The sequence below is a fragment of the Lysobacter sp. Root667 genome (assembly GCF_001427715.1).
GTDB lineage: Bacteria > Pseudomonadota > Gammaproteobacteria > Xanthomonadales > Xanthomonadaceae > Lysobacter.
In genome coordinates this window covers 250,680-264,636 of sequence record NZ_LMHF01000012.1, presented here as the reverse complement: position 1 = coordinate 264,636, position 13,957 = coordinate 250,680, and the positions used below count along the sequence as shown (strand labels likewise).

The window sequence follows — 13,957 nt, the reverse complement described above, 5'->3', positions numbered from 1 at the left end:
CCGACCGTTCCCCCAGGCGCGCCGCGCTCCGGCCCGCCGCGTCCAGCCCGCAGGTGCCTCACCCATGTTCGAATCCCTGACCCAACGCCTGTCTGGCACCATCGAGCGCCTGCGCGGCCGCGGCCGTCTGAGCGAGGAGAACATCCGCGAAGCCACCCGTGAGGTCCGCATCGCCCTGCTCGAGGCCGACGTCGCCCTGCCGGTGGTGCAGGCCCTGATCGAGCGCATCAAGGTGCGTGCGGTCGGCCAGGAAGTGCTGAAGTCGCTGACCCCGGGCCAGGCCCTGATCAAGGTCGTGCGCGACGAGTTGACCGCGGTCATGGGCTCGCAGGCCTCCGATCTCAACCTCAACGTGCCGGCGCCGGCGGTGATCCTGATGGCCGGCCTGCAGGGCGCGGGCAAGACCACCACCGTCGCCAAGCTCGCCAAGCACCTCAAGGAACGCCGCAAGAAGAAGGTCATGGTGGTGTCGGCCGACGTCTACCGCCCGGCCGCGATCGAGCAGCTCAAGACCTTGGCCGAACAGGTCGACGTGCTGTTCTTCCCGTCCAGCGCCGACCAGAAGCCCGAAGTTATCGTGCGCGCCGCGATCGACGACGCGCGCAAGTCCTACGCCGACGTGCTGATCGTCGACACCGCCGGCCGCACCAGCATCGACGACGCGATGATGGCCGAGATCAAGGCGCTGCACGCCGCGGTCGCGCCGGTCGAGACCCTGTTCGTGGTCGACTCGATGACCGGCCAGGACGCCGCGGTCACCGCCAAGCACTTCAGCGACGCGCTGCCGCTGACCGGCGTGGTCCTGACCAAGACCGACGGCGACGCGCGCGGCGGCGCCGCGCTGTCGGTGCGCTACGTCACCGGCCGCCCGATCAAGTTCATCGGCGTCGGCGAGAAGCCCGACGGCCTGGACGTGTTTCATCCCGATCGCGTCGCCAGTCGCATCCTCGACATGGGCGACGTGCTGTCGTTGGTCGAGCAGGTCGAGCAGCAGGTCGACAAGGACAAGGCGCAGAAGCTCGCCGAGAAGGTCGCCAAGGGCAAGAAGTTCGACCTCAACGACATGAAGGACCAGCTCGAGCAGATGCAGAACATGGGCGGCCTGCACGGGCTCATGGATAAGCTGCCGGGCATGGGCCAGATCCCGGACGCGGTCAAGAACCAGGTCACCGGCAAGGAAGTGCCGCGCATGGTCGCGATCATCAACTCGATGACCAAGAAGGAGCGCCGCAATCCGGCGCTGCTCAACGGCTCGCGCCGCGCCCGCATCGCCAAGGGCTCGGGCATGACCCCGGCCGACGTCAACAAGCTCATGAAGCAGTTCCAGCAGATGGAAAAGATGATGAGCAAGCTCTCCGGCGGCGGCATGAAGGGCTTGATGCGCGGCATGAAGGGCATGATGGGCGGACGCGGCGGCATGCCGTTCCGCTGATCGCTTCGGCGGCGCGGCATCACGACGAAACGGCGGCCGGTGGCCGCCGTTTTCGTTTGTCCGCCGGAAGGTTTTGCTGCCCATGAAGCGCGCGCGTCGGTCGCCGCTCATCGCAGCGCTCGTCGTCGCAGCGCTCGTCGTAGTTGCATCAGCGCGATCGCGGCTCACGCCGCTCCCACAGAAAGCGGCGCCCGCCCGCTTCGGGGTAGGAGCGGCGTAAGCCGCGACCCGATGCAGGTCGCGCGCCGACATCTACGTGGGCCTGGCCCGCGCGATCGCCGCAATGGCGGCGCCAATGGAATCGACACAAGCCGATTCGATACAGGTCGGATTCGATTCGACATAGGTCGGATTTTGGCTGCGGCCACGCCACCGCCTCCTGTGGGAGCGGCGTAAGCCGCGATCCGATACAAGCCGAATCCCAACCGCATCGCCACCCCGACACCGCCTCGTCCGCATAGGTACACCACACCCGTATCTCCCGCTGCGATTGCGCACACCGCGCGTCGCCCGATAGGCGGCGTGCGCCGTCTCGTCGAGGGAGACGCCGGAAGCCGATCCTGTTTCGGCAGCGCGATGCAGGACCGCATCGCAACGCAGAGTCCGCAGCGACTCGTCGCCGCCGCAGTCGCGCCGGTGCATTCGCCATAGGCCGAGCCGCCCCATTCCGGGGCTTGCCGGCCGCCCTCAAGGAGTGAACGAGCCCATGACGAAGTTCCACACGCAAGCCATTGCCGCCGCCCTCGCATTCGCGGGCTTCCTCGCCGCGCCCGCGCAGGCGGCGACGGTGTTCTCCACTTACAGCCAGCCCGGCGATCCGATCGGCGAAGGCCAGGCGGCGGTCTACACCGACACCGACTCGACCCTGTCGCTGGATGCCGACGCGCGTTCGATCCGCCTCAGCGTGTCGCGCGGCGACGACAGCTGGTACGTCTCGCTGGGCGCGCCGCGCGAGCGCAAGTTCGAGGTCGGGCGTTACTACGACGCCGAAAACCCGACCCGCCGCACCGGTCGCGCGCCCTATGTCTATCTGGCCAGCAACGGCCGCCGTTGCGACGACGCCTGGGGCGAGATCCACATCCAGCAGTTGCAGCTGGACGCGGACGAGCGCGTGGTCGCGTTGGAGGCGACGGTGCTGCAGCACTGCGACAGCGCCAGCGCACCGGTGCTGGCCGCAGTGATCCGCCACAACGTCGCGCCGCTGTCGCTGAAGATCGACAGCGACCCCGGCGACGTGGTCGGCGAGGGCCTGCAGAAGTCCTACTACGGCGATACCTCGGTGTTCGAACTCTGGGGCGGCGGGCAGTCGGCGATGCTCAACGTGCACGGCCAGCGCGACTACTGGCGGGCCAGCCTGTTCGCGCCTTACGGACAGATCTTGCAGGTCGGCACCTATCCCATCGGCGACGCCGCGCCGGCCGGCAGCGCCGTGTTCGTGTTCGAACGGCCCAGCCGTCCCTGCTTGCGGGTCAGCAGCGGCACGCTGCAGATCCTGGCGGTCGAGTACGACCCGGACGGCGTCATCACCGCGCTGCATGCCGACTTCGTGCAGCACTGCGACGGCGCCGCCGAGGCGGTCCGCGGCACGATCCGCTACCGCGCCTGATCGGCTTCGGATGAGCCCTGCCAGGAAGGCGGGGCCGGCCAGGGAGGGCCGCGGCAAGGGCAGGGCGGTGGGCCAGGGAAGGCCCGCCGTCCCCGCTGTTGGGGGGCAGACGAAGGCGCCGGCGCCGGATCGGCTTTCGATGGGGTCCGAGGACGGGCGAGCCCATTCAGGCCCGGAAAGACCGGGCGACAGGAGTCGAAAGGGGGCGTTGAGGCCGGCAAGGAGGCCCCAAACCGCCGATCGAGGCGTCCGGAGCCCGCCTGGAGGCGCCTGGGCAAGGGGCCAGCCGGCCCGGAGTTTGCCTAAGCTCTCGGATCCGCTACAATTTCCGGCTTACCTCGCCAATCCGGCGACTGGGCAACACAGGAACTGTAAAGATGGTCAAGATTCGCCTGACTCGTGGCGGCGCCAAGAAGCGTCCGTTCTACCACATCATCGTCACCGACAGCCGCAGCGCGCGCGACGGTCGCAACATCGAACGCCTGGGCTTCTACAACCCGGTCGCGATGGGCAACGAAAAGCGCGTCGAGCTCGACCTCGAGCGCGTCAAGCATTGGGTGAGCCAGGGCGCTCAGCTGACCGACAAGGTCGCCGCTCTGTACAAGCAGGCCGGCAAGGCCGCTCCGGCCGCCTAAGCCGTTTCGCCGCGCGCCCCGCGCGCGCGGCGACCGCCTCACGGCCGCATCAAGATGACCGAGACCACGCGCCGCATCCTGCTGGGCAGGGTGCTGAGCGCCTTCGGCGTGCGCGGCGAGCTCAAGCTCGAGTCCTGGACCGAGCCGCGCAGCGCCATCTTCCGCTACCAGCCCTGGATCGTGCGCGACCCGCAGGGCCGCGAGCGCGAACTGTCGGGCGTGCGTGGCCGCGAAAGCGGCAAATACCTGATCGCCAGCTTCCCCGATGTCGCCGACCGCGACGCGGTCGAAGCTTTGCGCGGCACCGAAATCTACGTCCCGCGTTCGGCGCTGCCGCCGCCCAGCGAGGGCGAGTACTACTGGGTCGACCTGGAAGGCCTGCGCGTGGCCACGGTCGACGGCGTCGACCTGGGCACTGTGTCGCATCTGTTCGCCACCGGCGCCAACGACGTGCTGGTCGCGCGCGACGACGAGCGCGAGCGCATGATTCCGTTCGTGATCCCGCAATACGTGGTGTCGGTCGACTTCGAGGCCGGACTGGTTACGGTCGACTGGGATCCTGAGTTCTAGAGCGAATCGGGGAGCGGGAAGCGAGCAGAAGCTTCCGGTCTCTACATTCGTTCGCAGACCGGCTCCGGGCCGTTCCGCCGAATTCAGCCGAATTCAGCCCAATCGGCCGTACCTTTACGCTCGCCACTTACTCTTCGCCGCCCACTGCTGCCCATGCGCATCGATATCGTCAGCCTGTTCCCCGAATTCGTCGCCCAGTGCGCCGCCTTCGGCGTGGTCGGGCGCGCCGGCGAGCGCGGCCTGCTGTCGCTGCACGGCTGGAACCCGCGCGACTACGCCGAGGGCAATTACCGCCGCGTCGACGACCGCCCGTTCGGCGGCGGCCCCGGCATGGTGATGCTGATCGACCCGCTGCGCGCCAGCCTGCGCGCCGCGCGCGCGGCGGACCCGGCGCCGGCGCGGGTGATCTACCTCAGCCCGCAGGGCGCGCGCCTGACCCAGGCCAAGGTCCGCGAGCTGGCGCAATCCGAGCGCCTGATCCTGCTCTGCGGCCGCTACGAGGGCGTGGACGAGCGCCTGATCCGGGCCGAAGTCGACGAGGAACTGTCGATCGGCGACTACGTCCTGTCCGGCGGCGAACTGGCCGCGGCGGTGGTGGTGGATGCGGTCGCGCGCCTGCGCGAGGGCGTGCTCAACGACGCCGAATCCGCGGTCCAGGACAGTTTCGAGGACGACGGCCTGCTCGACTGCCCGCACTACACCCGCCCGGTCGAGCACGAGCTGGGCCCGGTCCCGGAAGTGCTGATGTCCGGCAACCATGCCCGGATCGCGCGCTGGCGGCGCCAGCAGGCGCTGGGCCGGACCTCCGAGCGGCGCCCCGATTTGCTCGACGAAGCCGGCCTATCCAAGGACGATCGCGCCCTGTTGGCCGCATATCGCGCCGAAAGGGCGGCCAAGGCCACCGTCGGGACGGGGCCGGATCGGGGCGAGGCCGGCGGCTCGGGCCCGGCGGCCCCGGCCGACGCGGCCCCGACTGAAGCGGCTAAGCCCTAGCCACGCAACGAAAAACGCCGTTATAATGCACGGCTTCATTTTGCTCCATCCATGCCATGACGCGGGTCCACGTGCACTCGCGCAACAACTAATCCAACAGGCCGTGCCATGAACAAGCCCTCGCTCAATACCCTGCTGCAGAATTTCGAAGCCGAACAGGTCCAGCGCCAGCTGCCGGACTTCGGCCCCGGCGACACCATCGTCGTCAACGTGAAGGTCAAGGAAGGCAACCGTGAACGCGTCCAGGCCTACGAAGGCGTGGTCATCGCGAAGAAGAACGGCGGCCTGAACTCCTCGTTCACCGTGCGCAAGATCTCGCACGGCTTCGGCGTCGAGCGCGTTTTCCAGACCCACAGCTCGATCATCGACTCGGTCGAAGTCAAGCGCCGCGGTAAGGTCCGCTCCGGCAAGCTGTACTACCTGCGTGGCCTGGAAGGCAAGAAGGCGCGCATCAAGGAAGACCTGGCCGCCTATGCGCGCGCCAAGAACGCCGCCGAGTAATTCCGCGTCGCGCGCACTGCGCGCAGCGCAAGAAACGGCCGCCGCGAGGCGGCCGTTTTCGTTTGCGACGCCGCGTTTGCGATGCGCGGCAGCGAGCCGCCGCGCCCGCTTGTGATTCCGCAATCGCGGTCCTACGTTAGCCATGGGCGCGGCCTTCCTGTGCCCCAGCGCCCCCAACGCAGGAGCGAGCGCCCAACGCGCGAGACCCGATGAAAGCATCCACCGCAATGCCGACTTCCGCCGACACGGCCGCCGCATCCGCCAGCGTTCGCCTGGACCTGTGGCTGTGGGCAGCGCGTTTCTACAAGACCCGCAGCCTGGCCCGCAGCGCGGTCGAGACCGGCAAGGTCGACATCGGCGGCCAACGCGCCAAGGCCGCGCGCGCGGTGCGCGTCGGCGACGCGTTGCGCATCACGCGTGGCGAGGAACAGTTCGAAATCGGCGTGCTCGCGCTCAGCGATACCCGCGGCCCGGCCAGCGTGGCCCAGACCCTGTACGCCGAAACCGAGGCTTCGCGCGCCGCGCGCGAGGCCGCACGCGCGCTGCGCATGGCCGAACGCAACGGCTACCGCGCGCCGGAGACCAAACCCGACAAACGCGCGCGGCGTTTGATCCGCGCGCTGGGCGATATCGACGCGTTGTAGCGCGGGCGGGCCGGTTGCGACCGGCTCGCCCCACAGWCAGCSACGAGCCGCCCCTGCTTTGGGTAGGAGCGGCGTAAGCCGCGATCGGTGCCAGGTCGCCATTCGGGCCGATTGTGATTCCGATGCGATCGAGCGATGTCCCGCTTGCCGGCTTTCGCCGTTACCGCGCTTGCGCAATCGCGGCTCACGCCGCTCCCACAGAAAGCSACGAGCCGCCCCKGCTTTGGGTAGGRSCGGCGTAAGCCGCGAACCGATACCGACGGACTCACCCCTGTGGGAGCGGCGTAAGCCGCGATCGGTATCCGATCGAACCCCAAAACGACTGCGGCCGCGTCGAAACGCGGCCGCAGTGGCATCGATTGATCGGCTGAAGCTCAGCGATTGCCGCCGCCCAGCAGGCCGCCGCCGATCTTGAGCAGATCGCCCAGACCGAGCTGGCCGTCGCCGTCCTGGTCCAGCACCGAGCCGAGCAGCCCGCCGGCGCTGCTGTCCTGCTGAATGCGCTGGTGTTCCTGGCCGAGCACGTCGCCCAGCGCCTGCGGCGAGGCCGCGGCCTGACCGCCGCCGGAGAACATGCGCTGGGCCAGATACGACAGCACGATCGGGGCGAGGATCTTGAGCAGGGTGTTGGCCTGGCTGCCGCCGAGGCCGGTGGCCTGACCCAGGCCCTGGGCCGCGGTTTCCTGACGGCCGCCGAAGATGTGACCCAGGATGCCGGCACCGTCGGCCTGACGGCCGCCGCCGCCGCCGAGCACCGCACCCAGCACGCTGCCGATATCGAGACCGCCGGCGGCGCCGGCATGGTCGCGCTGCAGGGCGCCGAACAGCGCCTCGGCGCCCTGCGGCTGGCTGGCGTTGCGGCCGAGCGCGCCCAGCAGGAGCGGCAGCGCCGCCGACACCGCGCCGGCGGTCTGCGACTGCGACAGGCCGAGCTGGCTGCTCATCTGTTCCAGCGGCTGACCCTGGAGTTGGTGGAGGAGGTCGTCGGTCAATGAGCTCATGGGGGAGTGTCCTTTGGGCAGTGGAAGCCGATCCTAGCGCCGTTTCGCCCGACCGTGGTGACGCCGCGGCGCCGCTCGTCCGGTGCCGGCACATGCGGTCAGCGCGCGCGGCATACAAAAGCGGTATGCGCAGCGCCGCCTTCGCGCTTGCGCGCAGGCGACCGGGCCGTTCGTCCGCTCCATCGGTTCGAGCGGCCCGAGACACCAGCACGCCGTCTGGAGATCGTCGCTGAGACCGGGCTACTGCCGCGCGCGGCCGCGATGGATCGCCGCCCTGCAAGCCCTGTCGGCGGCCTGGCATTGCAGGACGACGGGGAAGGCTAGGCGGCGCAGCCGCTGGCGCTGTGGTCGGCGGCGTCGGCGCCGTGCGCGCAGGACGCGAGCGACTGATCGCAGCGCGCCGTTAACAAAAAAAGACCCGGCGATCGCTCGCCGGGCCAGTCGTTGTCACACGGGAGTTACAGGGTAGGCCGGTGCGTGGGGCACACCGGCATTGATCAGCGGGCGAGGATCACGCCGCGGCGAATCGATCGAGGTTCATCACCTTGTCCCAGGCCGCGACGAAGTCCTTGACGAACTTCTCCCCGGCGTCCGAGCTTGCATAGACCTCGGCCAGCGCGCGCAACTGCGAATGCGAGCCGAAGATCAGGTCGGCGCGGGTGGCGGTCCACTTGAGTTCGCCGGTCTTGCGGTCGCGCCCTTCGAAGGTCTCCTTGTCGGTATCCGAGGCCGTCTTCCACTGCGTGCTCATGTCGAGCAGGTTCACGAAGAAGTCGTTGCTCAGGGTGTCGGCGCGCTTGGTGAACACGCCGTGCCGGGTCTGCCCGACGTTGGTGTTCAGCACGCGCAGGCCGCCGACCAGCACCGTCATTTCCGGCGCGGTCAAAGTCAGCAGCTGCGCCTTGTCCACCAGCAGGGCTTCGGTCGACACCGCGAACTTGCCCTTGAGGTAGTTGCGGAAGCCGTCGGCGAGCGGTTCGAGCACGGCGAAGGAATGCTCATCGGTCTGCGCCTGCGATGCGTCCGTGCGGCCCGGGCTGAAGGGCACCTTGACCGGATGGCCGGCGTTCTTTGCGGCCTGCTCGACGCCGGCGGCGCCGGCCAGCACGATCAGGTCCGCCAGCGACACCTTCTTGCCGCCGGTCTGCGCGGCGTTGAAGTCGTTGCGGATCTGCTCCAGCGCCGCCAGCACCTTGGCCAGCTGCGCGGGCTGATTGGCTTCCCAATCCTTCTGCGGGGCCAAGCGGATGCGCGCGCCGTTGGCGCCGCCGCGCTTGTCCGAACCGCGGAAGGTCGATGCCGACGCCCATGCGGTCGACACCAGCTGCGAGATCGGCAGGCCGGTGGCCAGGATCTTGGCCTTGAGCGCGGCGATGTCCTGCTCATCGATCAGGGCGTGATCCACGGCGGGAACCGGGTCCTGCCAGATCAGCTCTTCGGCGGGAACTTCCGGGCCCAGGTAACGGGCGCGCGGGCCCATGTCGCGGTGGGTCAGCTTGAACCAGGCGCGTGCGAACGCGTCGGCGAGCTGATCCGGGTTCTCCAGGAAGCGCCGCGAGATCTTTTCGTAAGCCGGGTCGAAGCGCAGCGACAGGTCCGTGGTCAGCATGGTCGGCTTATGCCGCTTGTTCGGGTCGAACGCGTCCGGAATCGCGTCGTCGGCGCCGTTCTTGGCGACCCACTGGTGCGCGCCGGCCGGGCTCTTGCTCAGTTCCCATTCGTGGCCGAACAGGCTTTCGAAGAAGTAGTGGCCCCATCGGGTCGGCGTGTTGGACCAGGTGACTTCCAGGCCGCTGGTGATCGCGTCGCCGGCGATGCCGCTGTTGAAGCTGCTGCGCCAGCCCAGGCCTTGCTGCTCGATATCGCCGCCTTCGGGCTCGCGTCCGACGTGCGACTCGGGGCCGGCGCCGTGGGTCTTGCCGAAGGTGTGGCCGCCGGCGATCAGGGCGACGGTTTCCTCGTCGTTCATCGCCATGCGCGCGAAGGTTTCGCGGATGTCCCTGGCCGCCGCGACCGGGTCCGGGTTGCCGTTCGGGCCCTGCGGATTGACGTAGATCAGGCCCATCTGCACGGCGCCCAGCGGATTTTCGAGCTCGCGGTCGCCGCTGTAGCGCTTGTCGCCCAGCCAGGCGGTTTCGGCGCCCCAGTACACGTCTTCTTCCGGCTCCCACACGTCGGCGCGGCCGCCGGCGAAACCGAAGGTCTTGAAGCCCATCGATTCCAGCGCGACGTTGCCGGTGAGGATCATCAGGTCGGCCCAGGAGATCTTGTTGCCGTACTTGCGCTTGATCGGCCACAGCAGGCGGCGCGCCTTGTCGAGGTTGCCGTTGTCCGGCCAGCTGTTGAGCGGTGCGAAGCGCTGCTGACCGGCGCCGGCGCCGCCGCGGCCGTCGGCGATGCGATAGGTGCCGGCGCTATGCCAGGCCATGCGGATGAACAAGGGGCCGTAGTGGCCGAAGTCGGCCGGCCACCATTCCTGCGAGTCGGTCATCAACGCGGTCAGGTCGCGCTTCACGGCGGCCAGGTCGAGGCTCTTGAAGGCCTCGGCGTAGTCGAAATCCGGGTCCATGGGATCGGACACGGGCGATTGCTGGTGCAGGATCTTCAGGTTGACCTGGTGCGGCCACCAGTCCCGGTTCGAGGTGCCGCCGCCGGCGGTGTGGTTGAACGGGCATTTCGCTTCGTTTGACATGGGTTTTCTGCCTTAGACGGTGTGGATCCAACGACCCGGTGCGATGAGGAGTACGGGGGATATCCGAACGGGCCCGAGGCTGGGCCGGCTCGGATCGGTACTTAGTGGGGCACCAGCTTTACGACCCGGCGATCGTGCTGAAGCGGCGCGGCGGTCGCGCCGTGGCGGTGGTCGGGAGCCGCGAATCGGCTCGGCTTGTCGTCGTCCTGCTGGCTCATGGGCTGGCACTCCGTGTCAGGGGTTAAGTCGCCCACCGACGATAGGCCGGGCCGATCGCCATGTGAAATCGATCCTTTCGACCTATCTGATAGGGCGAGGCTATGGAGCGGGTCGCGGCGGCTCGCTCAGAACCGCGCGCGCAGTTTGGGCACGGCGGTCTTACGCCGCCGTGATCGCTGCGGGCCGGGCCCGATCTAAATGTTCGCCAGCCGGCCGGGCCGCCCGCAGGCGGCCTCGGTCCGAGGGATCAGGTCAGCGCCTTGATCCGGTACAGCGCTTCCAGGGCCTGCTTGGGCGTCAGCTCGTCCGGGTCCACTGCGGCCAGCGCGTCCAGCGCCGCCGAGGACGGCGCGAACAGGCCGAACTGCTGCGGCTGGTCGAGCGCGGCCTGGGCGAAGGAAGGCATCGGCGTGTCGCGGCCCTGCTGCTCGAGTTCGATCAGGCGTCCGCGTGCCTGCTTGACCACCGACTTGGGCAGGCCCGCGAGCGCGGCGACCTGCAGGCCGAAGCTGCGGTCGGCCGGGCCGTCCTTGACCGCGTGCATGAACACCAGTTGCTCGCCGCCGTTCTTGTCGTGATGTTCGACCGCGTCCAGGTGCACGTTGGCGATGCCGCTGCCGGGCTCGGCGAGCGCGGTGAGTTCGAAGTAGTGGGTCGCGAACAGGGTGTAGGCGCGGTTGTGCTGGGCAAGGTGGCGCGCGCAGGCCTCGGCCAGGGCCAGGCCGTCGTAGGTCGAGGTGCCGCGGCCGATCTCGTCCATCAGCACCAGCGACTGGTCGCTGGCGTGGTGCAGGATGTAGCTGGTCTCGCTCATCTCGACCATGAAGGTCGATTGCCCGCGCGCCAGATCGTCGCCGGCGCCGATGCGGGTCAGGATGCGATCGATCGGGCCGAGGATCGCGCGCGTGGCCGGCACGAAACTGCCGATATGCGCGAGCAGCACGATCAGCGCGTTCTGGCGCATGTAGGTCGATTTACCGCCCATGTTGGGACCGGTGATGACCAGCATGCGGCGGCCGTTGGCTTCGTCCAGGATCAGATCGTTGGGTTCGAAGGGCTCGCTGCGCACCGCCTCGACCACCGGATGACGGCCGCGTTCGATGCGCAGGCCGGGCTCGTCGCGCAGTTCCGGCGGCGACCAGTCCAGCGCCTGTGCGCGCTCGGCGAAACCGCACAGCACGTCGAGCTCGGCCAGCGCCGCGGCGCAGCGCTTGAGCGGCGCCAGACGTTCGTTGAGCGTGTCCAGCAATTGTTCGTAGAGCAGGCGTTCGCGGCTGAGCGAGCGTTCGCGCGCCGACAGCACCTTGTCCTCGAACTGCTTAAGCTCCTCGGTGATGTAGCGCTCGGCGTTGCTCAGGGTCTGACGGCGGGTGTAATGGGTGGGCGCCTTCTCGGCCTGGGCCTTGCTGACTTCCAGGTAGTAGCCGTGGACGCGGTTGTAGCCGACCTTGAGAGTGGGGATGCCGCTGGCGATGCGTTCGCGCGCTTCCAGGTCGACCAGGAACTGATCGGCGTTGGTCGACAGCGTGCGCAACTCGTCGAGTTCGGCATCGAAGCCGGTCGCGAACACGCCGCCGTCGCGCGCCAGCACTGGCGGCTGGGTCACGATCGCCTGGGTCAGCAGCTGCGCGTGCTCGGCGTGTTCGCCCAGTTCGGCGGACAGTTCGCTCAACAACGGCGCGTCCAGCGGCGCCAGCAGGGCGCGCACGTCGGGCAGCAGGCACAGGCCGTCGCGCAGGGTCGACAGGTCGCGCGGGCGCGCGCTGCGCAGGGCGATGCGCGAGAGGATGCGTTCCAGATCGCCGAGCGCGCGGAAGCGTTCGCGTACGCCGTCGCCGGCGCGCGAGTCGATCAGGGTCGCGACCGCCTGGTGGCGCAGGCGCAGGGTGGGGCGGTCGCGCAGCGGACGGTGCAGCCAGCGCCGCAGCAAACGCCCGCCCATCGGCGTGACCGTGCTGTCGAGCACGCCGAGCAGGGTGGTGCGGCTGTCGCCGTCGACGCGGCTGTCGAGTTCGAGGTGGCGGCGGGTCGCGGCGTTCATCGCGATCGCGCCGTCGCCGGATTCGACCGCGATCGAGGTCAGGTGCGGCAGGCGCTGCTTCTGGGTTTCTTCGACATAGCCCAGCAGGGCAGCGGCGGCGGCGATCGCGAGCGGACGGTCTTCGAGGCCGAAACCGCTGAGGTCGTGCAGGCCGAAGAAACGCAGCAGCTGGCGGCGGCCGCTGTCGACGTCGAACAGCCACGGCGCGCGCCGGCGCAGGCCGTTGCGTTCGGACACGAACGGCGCCCAGCCGTCCTCGTCGGCGATCAGGGTCTCGGCCGGTTCCAGGCGCGCGAGTTCGGCTTCGAGCGCGTCTTCGCTGGCGACTTCGTTGACCAGGAAACGGCCGCCGGCCAGATCGGCCCAGGCCACGCCGTAGCCGTGCTTGCCGCGCGCGATGGTCAGCAGCAGGGTGTCGCGGCGTTCGTGCAGCAGGGCCTCGTCGGTAACCGTGCCCGGGGTGACGATGCGCACCACCTTGCGCTCGACGATGCCCTTGGCCAGGGCCGGGTCGCCGATCTGTTCGCAGATCGCGACCGACTCGCCCAGTGCGACCAGGCGCGCCAGATAGCCCTCGGCCGCATGGTGCGGCACGCCCGCCATCGGAATCGGCTGGCCGGCCGAATTGCCGCGTTGGGTCAGGGTAATGTCGAGCAGCCGCGCCGCCTTGCGGGCGTCGTCGTAGAACAGTTCGTAGAAGTCGCCCATGCGGAAGAACAGCAGCACGTCCGGGTGCTCGGACTTGGCGGCGAAGAACTGGCGCATCAACGGCGTGTGCTCTTCGGAGCTCTTTCCAGTGCTGGGCTTTTGGACTTTATGCATTTGATTCAATGATTTATGGCTCTTGAGCTCAGCGGAGTATGGACAAATTTGGACAAGTGAGGGCAGATGGACACACCGGCCTGTAACGCCAGTGTGCCGCGGTGCGCCAACGTCCAGCCAGCAAGGCGGGCCTTGGAGCTACATATGGAAGGTAGGCCGTCCAGGAAGGTGGCACTCACGCCCATCATGATCAAGGAACAGCTCTCGTTCAGCCGCATCCCGGTCGTCGGCGCCACGGGCAAGATCGTTAATTTTGCCCCGAATACGGAGCAGAAGCGCTATGTGATCTTTGACAGTCACCGGGACGTCCCCGCGGGGTTCGGGGTGGCCGTAATCGAACCAACAGCGGATGCATGCCCCAGTGTCTCAGGGCCCATAAGGGCAATCCACCGCTATAGAGCCCGGGGTCTACGGGCTAAGACACGAGAAACCGACGATCCATCGCTGGATGGATACTGATCGCGGCTTGGAAGGTCAGTAGGCCTGTTTACCAAAAGCTCAGGGCACATCGCTCCGAGCTACCTTTTGATCCCATGCCGCGTCGTAGGTCTTCCAGTTCTTGATCAACCAGTCGCGGACTTTGGCGCGGCTGCGAACGTCCGACGGGAAATAGTCATGGATGAGCCATTCGAGCTTCAGGCCACTTCTTTTCTGCTTCCATTTCTGCGCTTCGGCGAACCGGTTGATGAAGCGAGCACCTCGTAGCCCTCTCGCCGCCTCAGCAGAGCGGAATCGGGGTTGCCTGTGAGGCGAGGGTCGTCGCCTTTCAGTGCCGTCCATGAGTAGTCATACGACAGGTCG

10 protein-coding genes and 1 pseudogene are annotated in these 13,957 nt (G+C 68.3%); 7 read left to right on the top strand and 4 right to left on the bottom strand.

The features are described from left to right. Positions 1–64: 64 nt before the first annotated feature. The 7 genes and pseudogenes from ffh (at position 65) to ASD78_RS12530 (ending at position 6,381) form a co-directional block, all read left to right on the top strand. Complete coding sequence (gene ffh / locus ASD78_RS12560) at positions 65–1,432, top strand: signal recognition particle protein (RefSeq protein WP_056101833.1); 1,368 nt, start codon at positions 65–67, stop codon at positions 1,430–1,432. A gap of 706 nt (positions 1,433–2,138) precedes the next feature. Beyond that, positions 2,139–3,038 (top strand): hypothetical protein, encoded by a 900-nt coding sequence (locus ASD78_RS12555; RefSeq protein WP_156087737.1) that lies wholly within the window; start codon positions 2,139–2,141, stop codon positions 3,036–3,038. A gap of 377 nt (positions 3,039–3,415) precedes the next feature. Next, positions 3,416–3,673 (top strand): 30S ribosomal protein S16, encoded by a 258-nt coding sequence (gene rpsP / locus ASD78_RS12550; protein ID WP_055900076.1) that lies wholly within the window; start codon positions 3,416–3,418, stop codon positions 3,671–3,673. A gap of 54 nt (positions 3,674–3,727) precedes the next feature. Beyond that, complete coding sequence (gene rimM, locus ASD78_RS12545) at positions 3,728–4,243, top strand: ribosome maturation factor RimM (protein WP_055900073.1); 516 nt, start codon at positions 3,728–3,730, stop codon at positions 4,241–4,243. A gap of 153 nt (positions 4,244–4,396) precedes the next feature. Continuing rightward, positions 4,397–5,134: pseudogene (trmD, locus tag ASD78_RS12540) on the top strand (tRNA (guanosine(37)-N1)-methyltransferase TrmD); the annotation flags it as partial. Positions 5,135–5,344: 210 nt separating this feature from the next. Beyond that, positions 5,345–5,737, top strand: coding sequence for a 50S ribosomal protein L19 (rplS, locus tag ASD78_RS12535; RefSeq protein ID WP_055900070.1), 393 nt, complete (start codon positions 5,345–5,347; stop codon positions 5,735–5,737). 227 nt (positions 5,738–5,964) lie between these two features. Then, complete coding sequence (locus tag ASD78_RS12530) at positions 5,965–6,381, top strand: RNA-binding S4 domain-containing protein (RefSeq protein WP_055900067.1); 417 nt, start codon at positions 5,965–5,967, stop codon at positions 6,379–6,381. Positions 6,382–6,755: 374 nt separating this feature from the next. Here the strand turns inward: ASD78_RS12530 and ASD78_RS12525 are convergent, their stop codons facing one another. The 4 genes from ASD78_RS12525 to ASD78_RS20085 form a co-directional block, all read right to left on the bottom strand. Continuing rightward, the gene (locus tag ASD78_RS12525; RefSeq protein WP_056101827.1) at positions 6,756–7,382 is read right to left on the bottom strand and encodes a DUF937 domain-containing protein; all 627 of its coding nucleotides are present in this window, start codon (positions 7,380–7,382) and stop codon (positions 6,756–6,758) included. A gap of 511 nt (positions 7,383–7,893) precedes the next feature. Continuing rightward, positions 7,894–10,074 carry a catalase/peroxidase HPI gene (gene katG / locus ASD78_RS12520; protein ID WP_056101824.1) on the bottom strand — a complete coding sequence of 727 codons (2,181 nt, stop codon included), beginning with the start codon at positions 10,072–10,074 and terminating at the stop codon, positions 7,894–7,896. Between the two features lie 466 nt (positions 10,075–10,540). After that, on the bottom strand, positions 10,541–13,156 hold the full coding sequence (gene mutS / locus ASD78_RS12515; protein WP_056101821.1) for a DNA mismatch repair protein MutS: 2,616 nt from the start codon (positions 13,154–13,156) through the stop codon (positions 10,541–10,543). A 498-nt stretch (positions 13,157–13,654) separates the two neighbouring features. After that, positions 13,655–13,936 carry a hypothetical protein gene (locus ASD78_RS20085; protein WP_235565764.1) on the bottom strand — a complete coding sequence of 94 codons (282 nt, stop codon included), beginning with the start codon at positions 13,934–13,936 and terminating at the stop codon, positions 13,655–13,657. Positions 13,937–13,957: the final 21 nt, after the last annotated feature.

What these genes read in the sequence shown, in the direction of transcription:
- ffh (WP_056101833.1), top strand. Translation starts at nt 65, where the DNA reads ATGTTCGAATCCCTGACCCAACGCCTGTCTGGCACCATCGAGCGCCTG.
- ASD78_RS12555 (WP_156087737.1), top strand. Translation starts at nt 2,139, where the DNA reads ATGACGAAGTTCCACACGCAAGCCATTGCCGCCGCCCTCGCATTCGCG.
- rpsP (WP_055900076.1), top strand. Translation starts at nt 3,416, where the DNA reads ATGGTCAAGATTCGCCTGACTCGTGGCGGCGCCAAGAAGCGTCCGTTC.
- rimM (WP_055900073.1), top strand. Translation starts at nt 3,728, where the DNA reads ATGACCGAGACCACGCGCCGCATCCTGCTGGGCAGGGTGCTGAGCGCC.
- rplS (WP_055900070.1), top strand. Translation starts at nt 5,345, where the DNA reads ATGAACAAGCCCTCGCTCAATACCCTGCTGCAGAATTTCGAAGCCGAA.
- ASD78_RS12530 (WP_055900067.1), top strand. Translation starts at nt 5,965, where the DNA reads ATGCCGACTTCCGCCGACACGGCCGCCGCATCCGCCAGCGTTCGCCTG.
- ASD78_RS12525 (WP_056101827.1), bottom strand. Translation starts at nt 7,382, where the DNA reads ATGAGCTCATTGACCGACGACCTCCTCCACCAACTCCAGGGTCAGCCG.
- katG (WP_056101824.1), bottom strand. Translation starts at nt 10,074, where the DNA reads ATGTCAAACGAAGCGAAATGCCCGTTCAACCACACCGCCGGCGGCGGC.
- mutS (WP_056101821.1), bottom strand. Translation starts at nt 13,156, where the DNA reads ATGCATAAAGTCCAAAAGCCCAGCACTGGAAAGAGCTCCGAAGAGCAC.
- ASD78_RS20085 (WP_235565764.1), bottom strand. Translation starts at nt 13,936, where the DNA reads ATGGACGGCACTGAAAGGCGACGACCCTCGCCTCACAGGCAACCCCGA.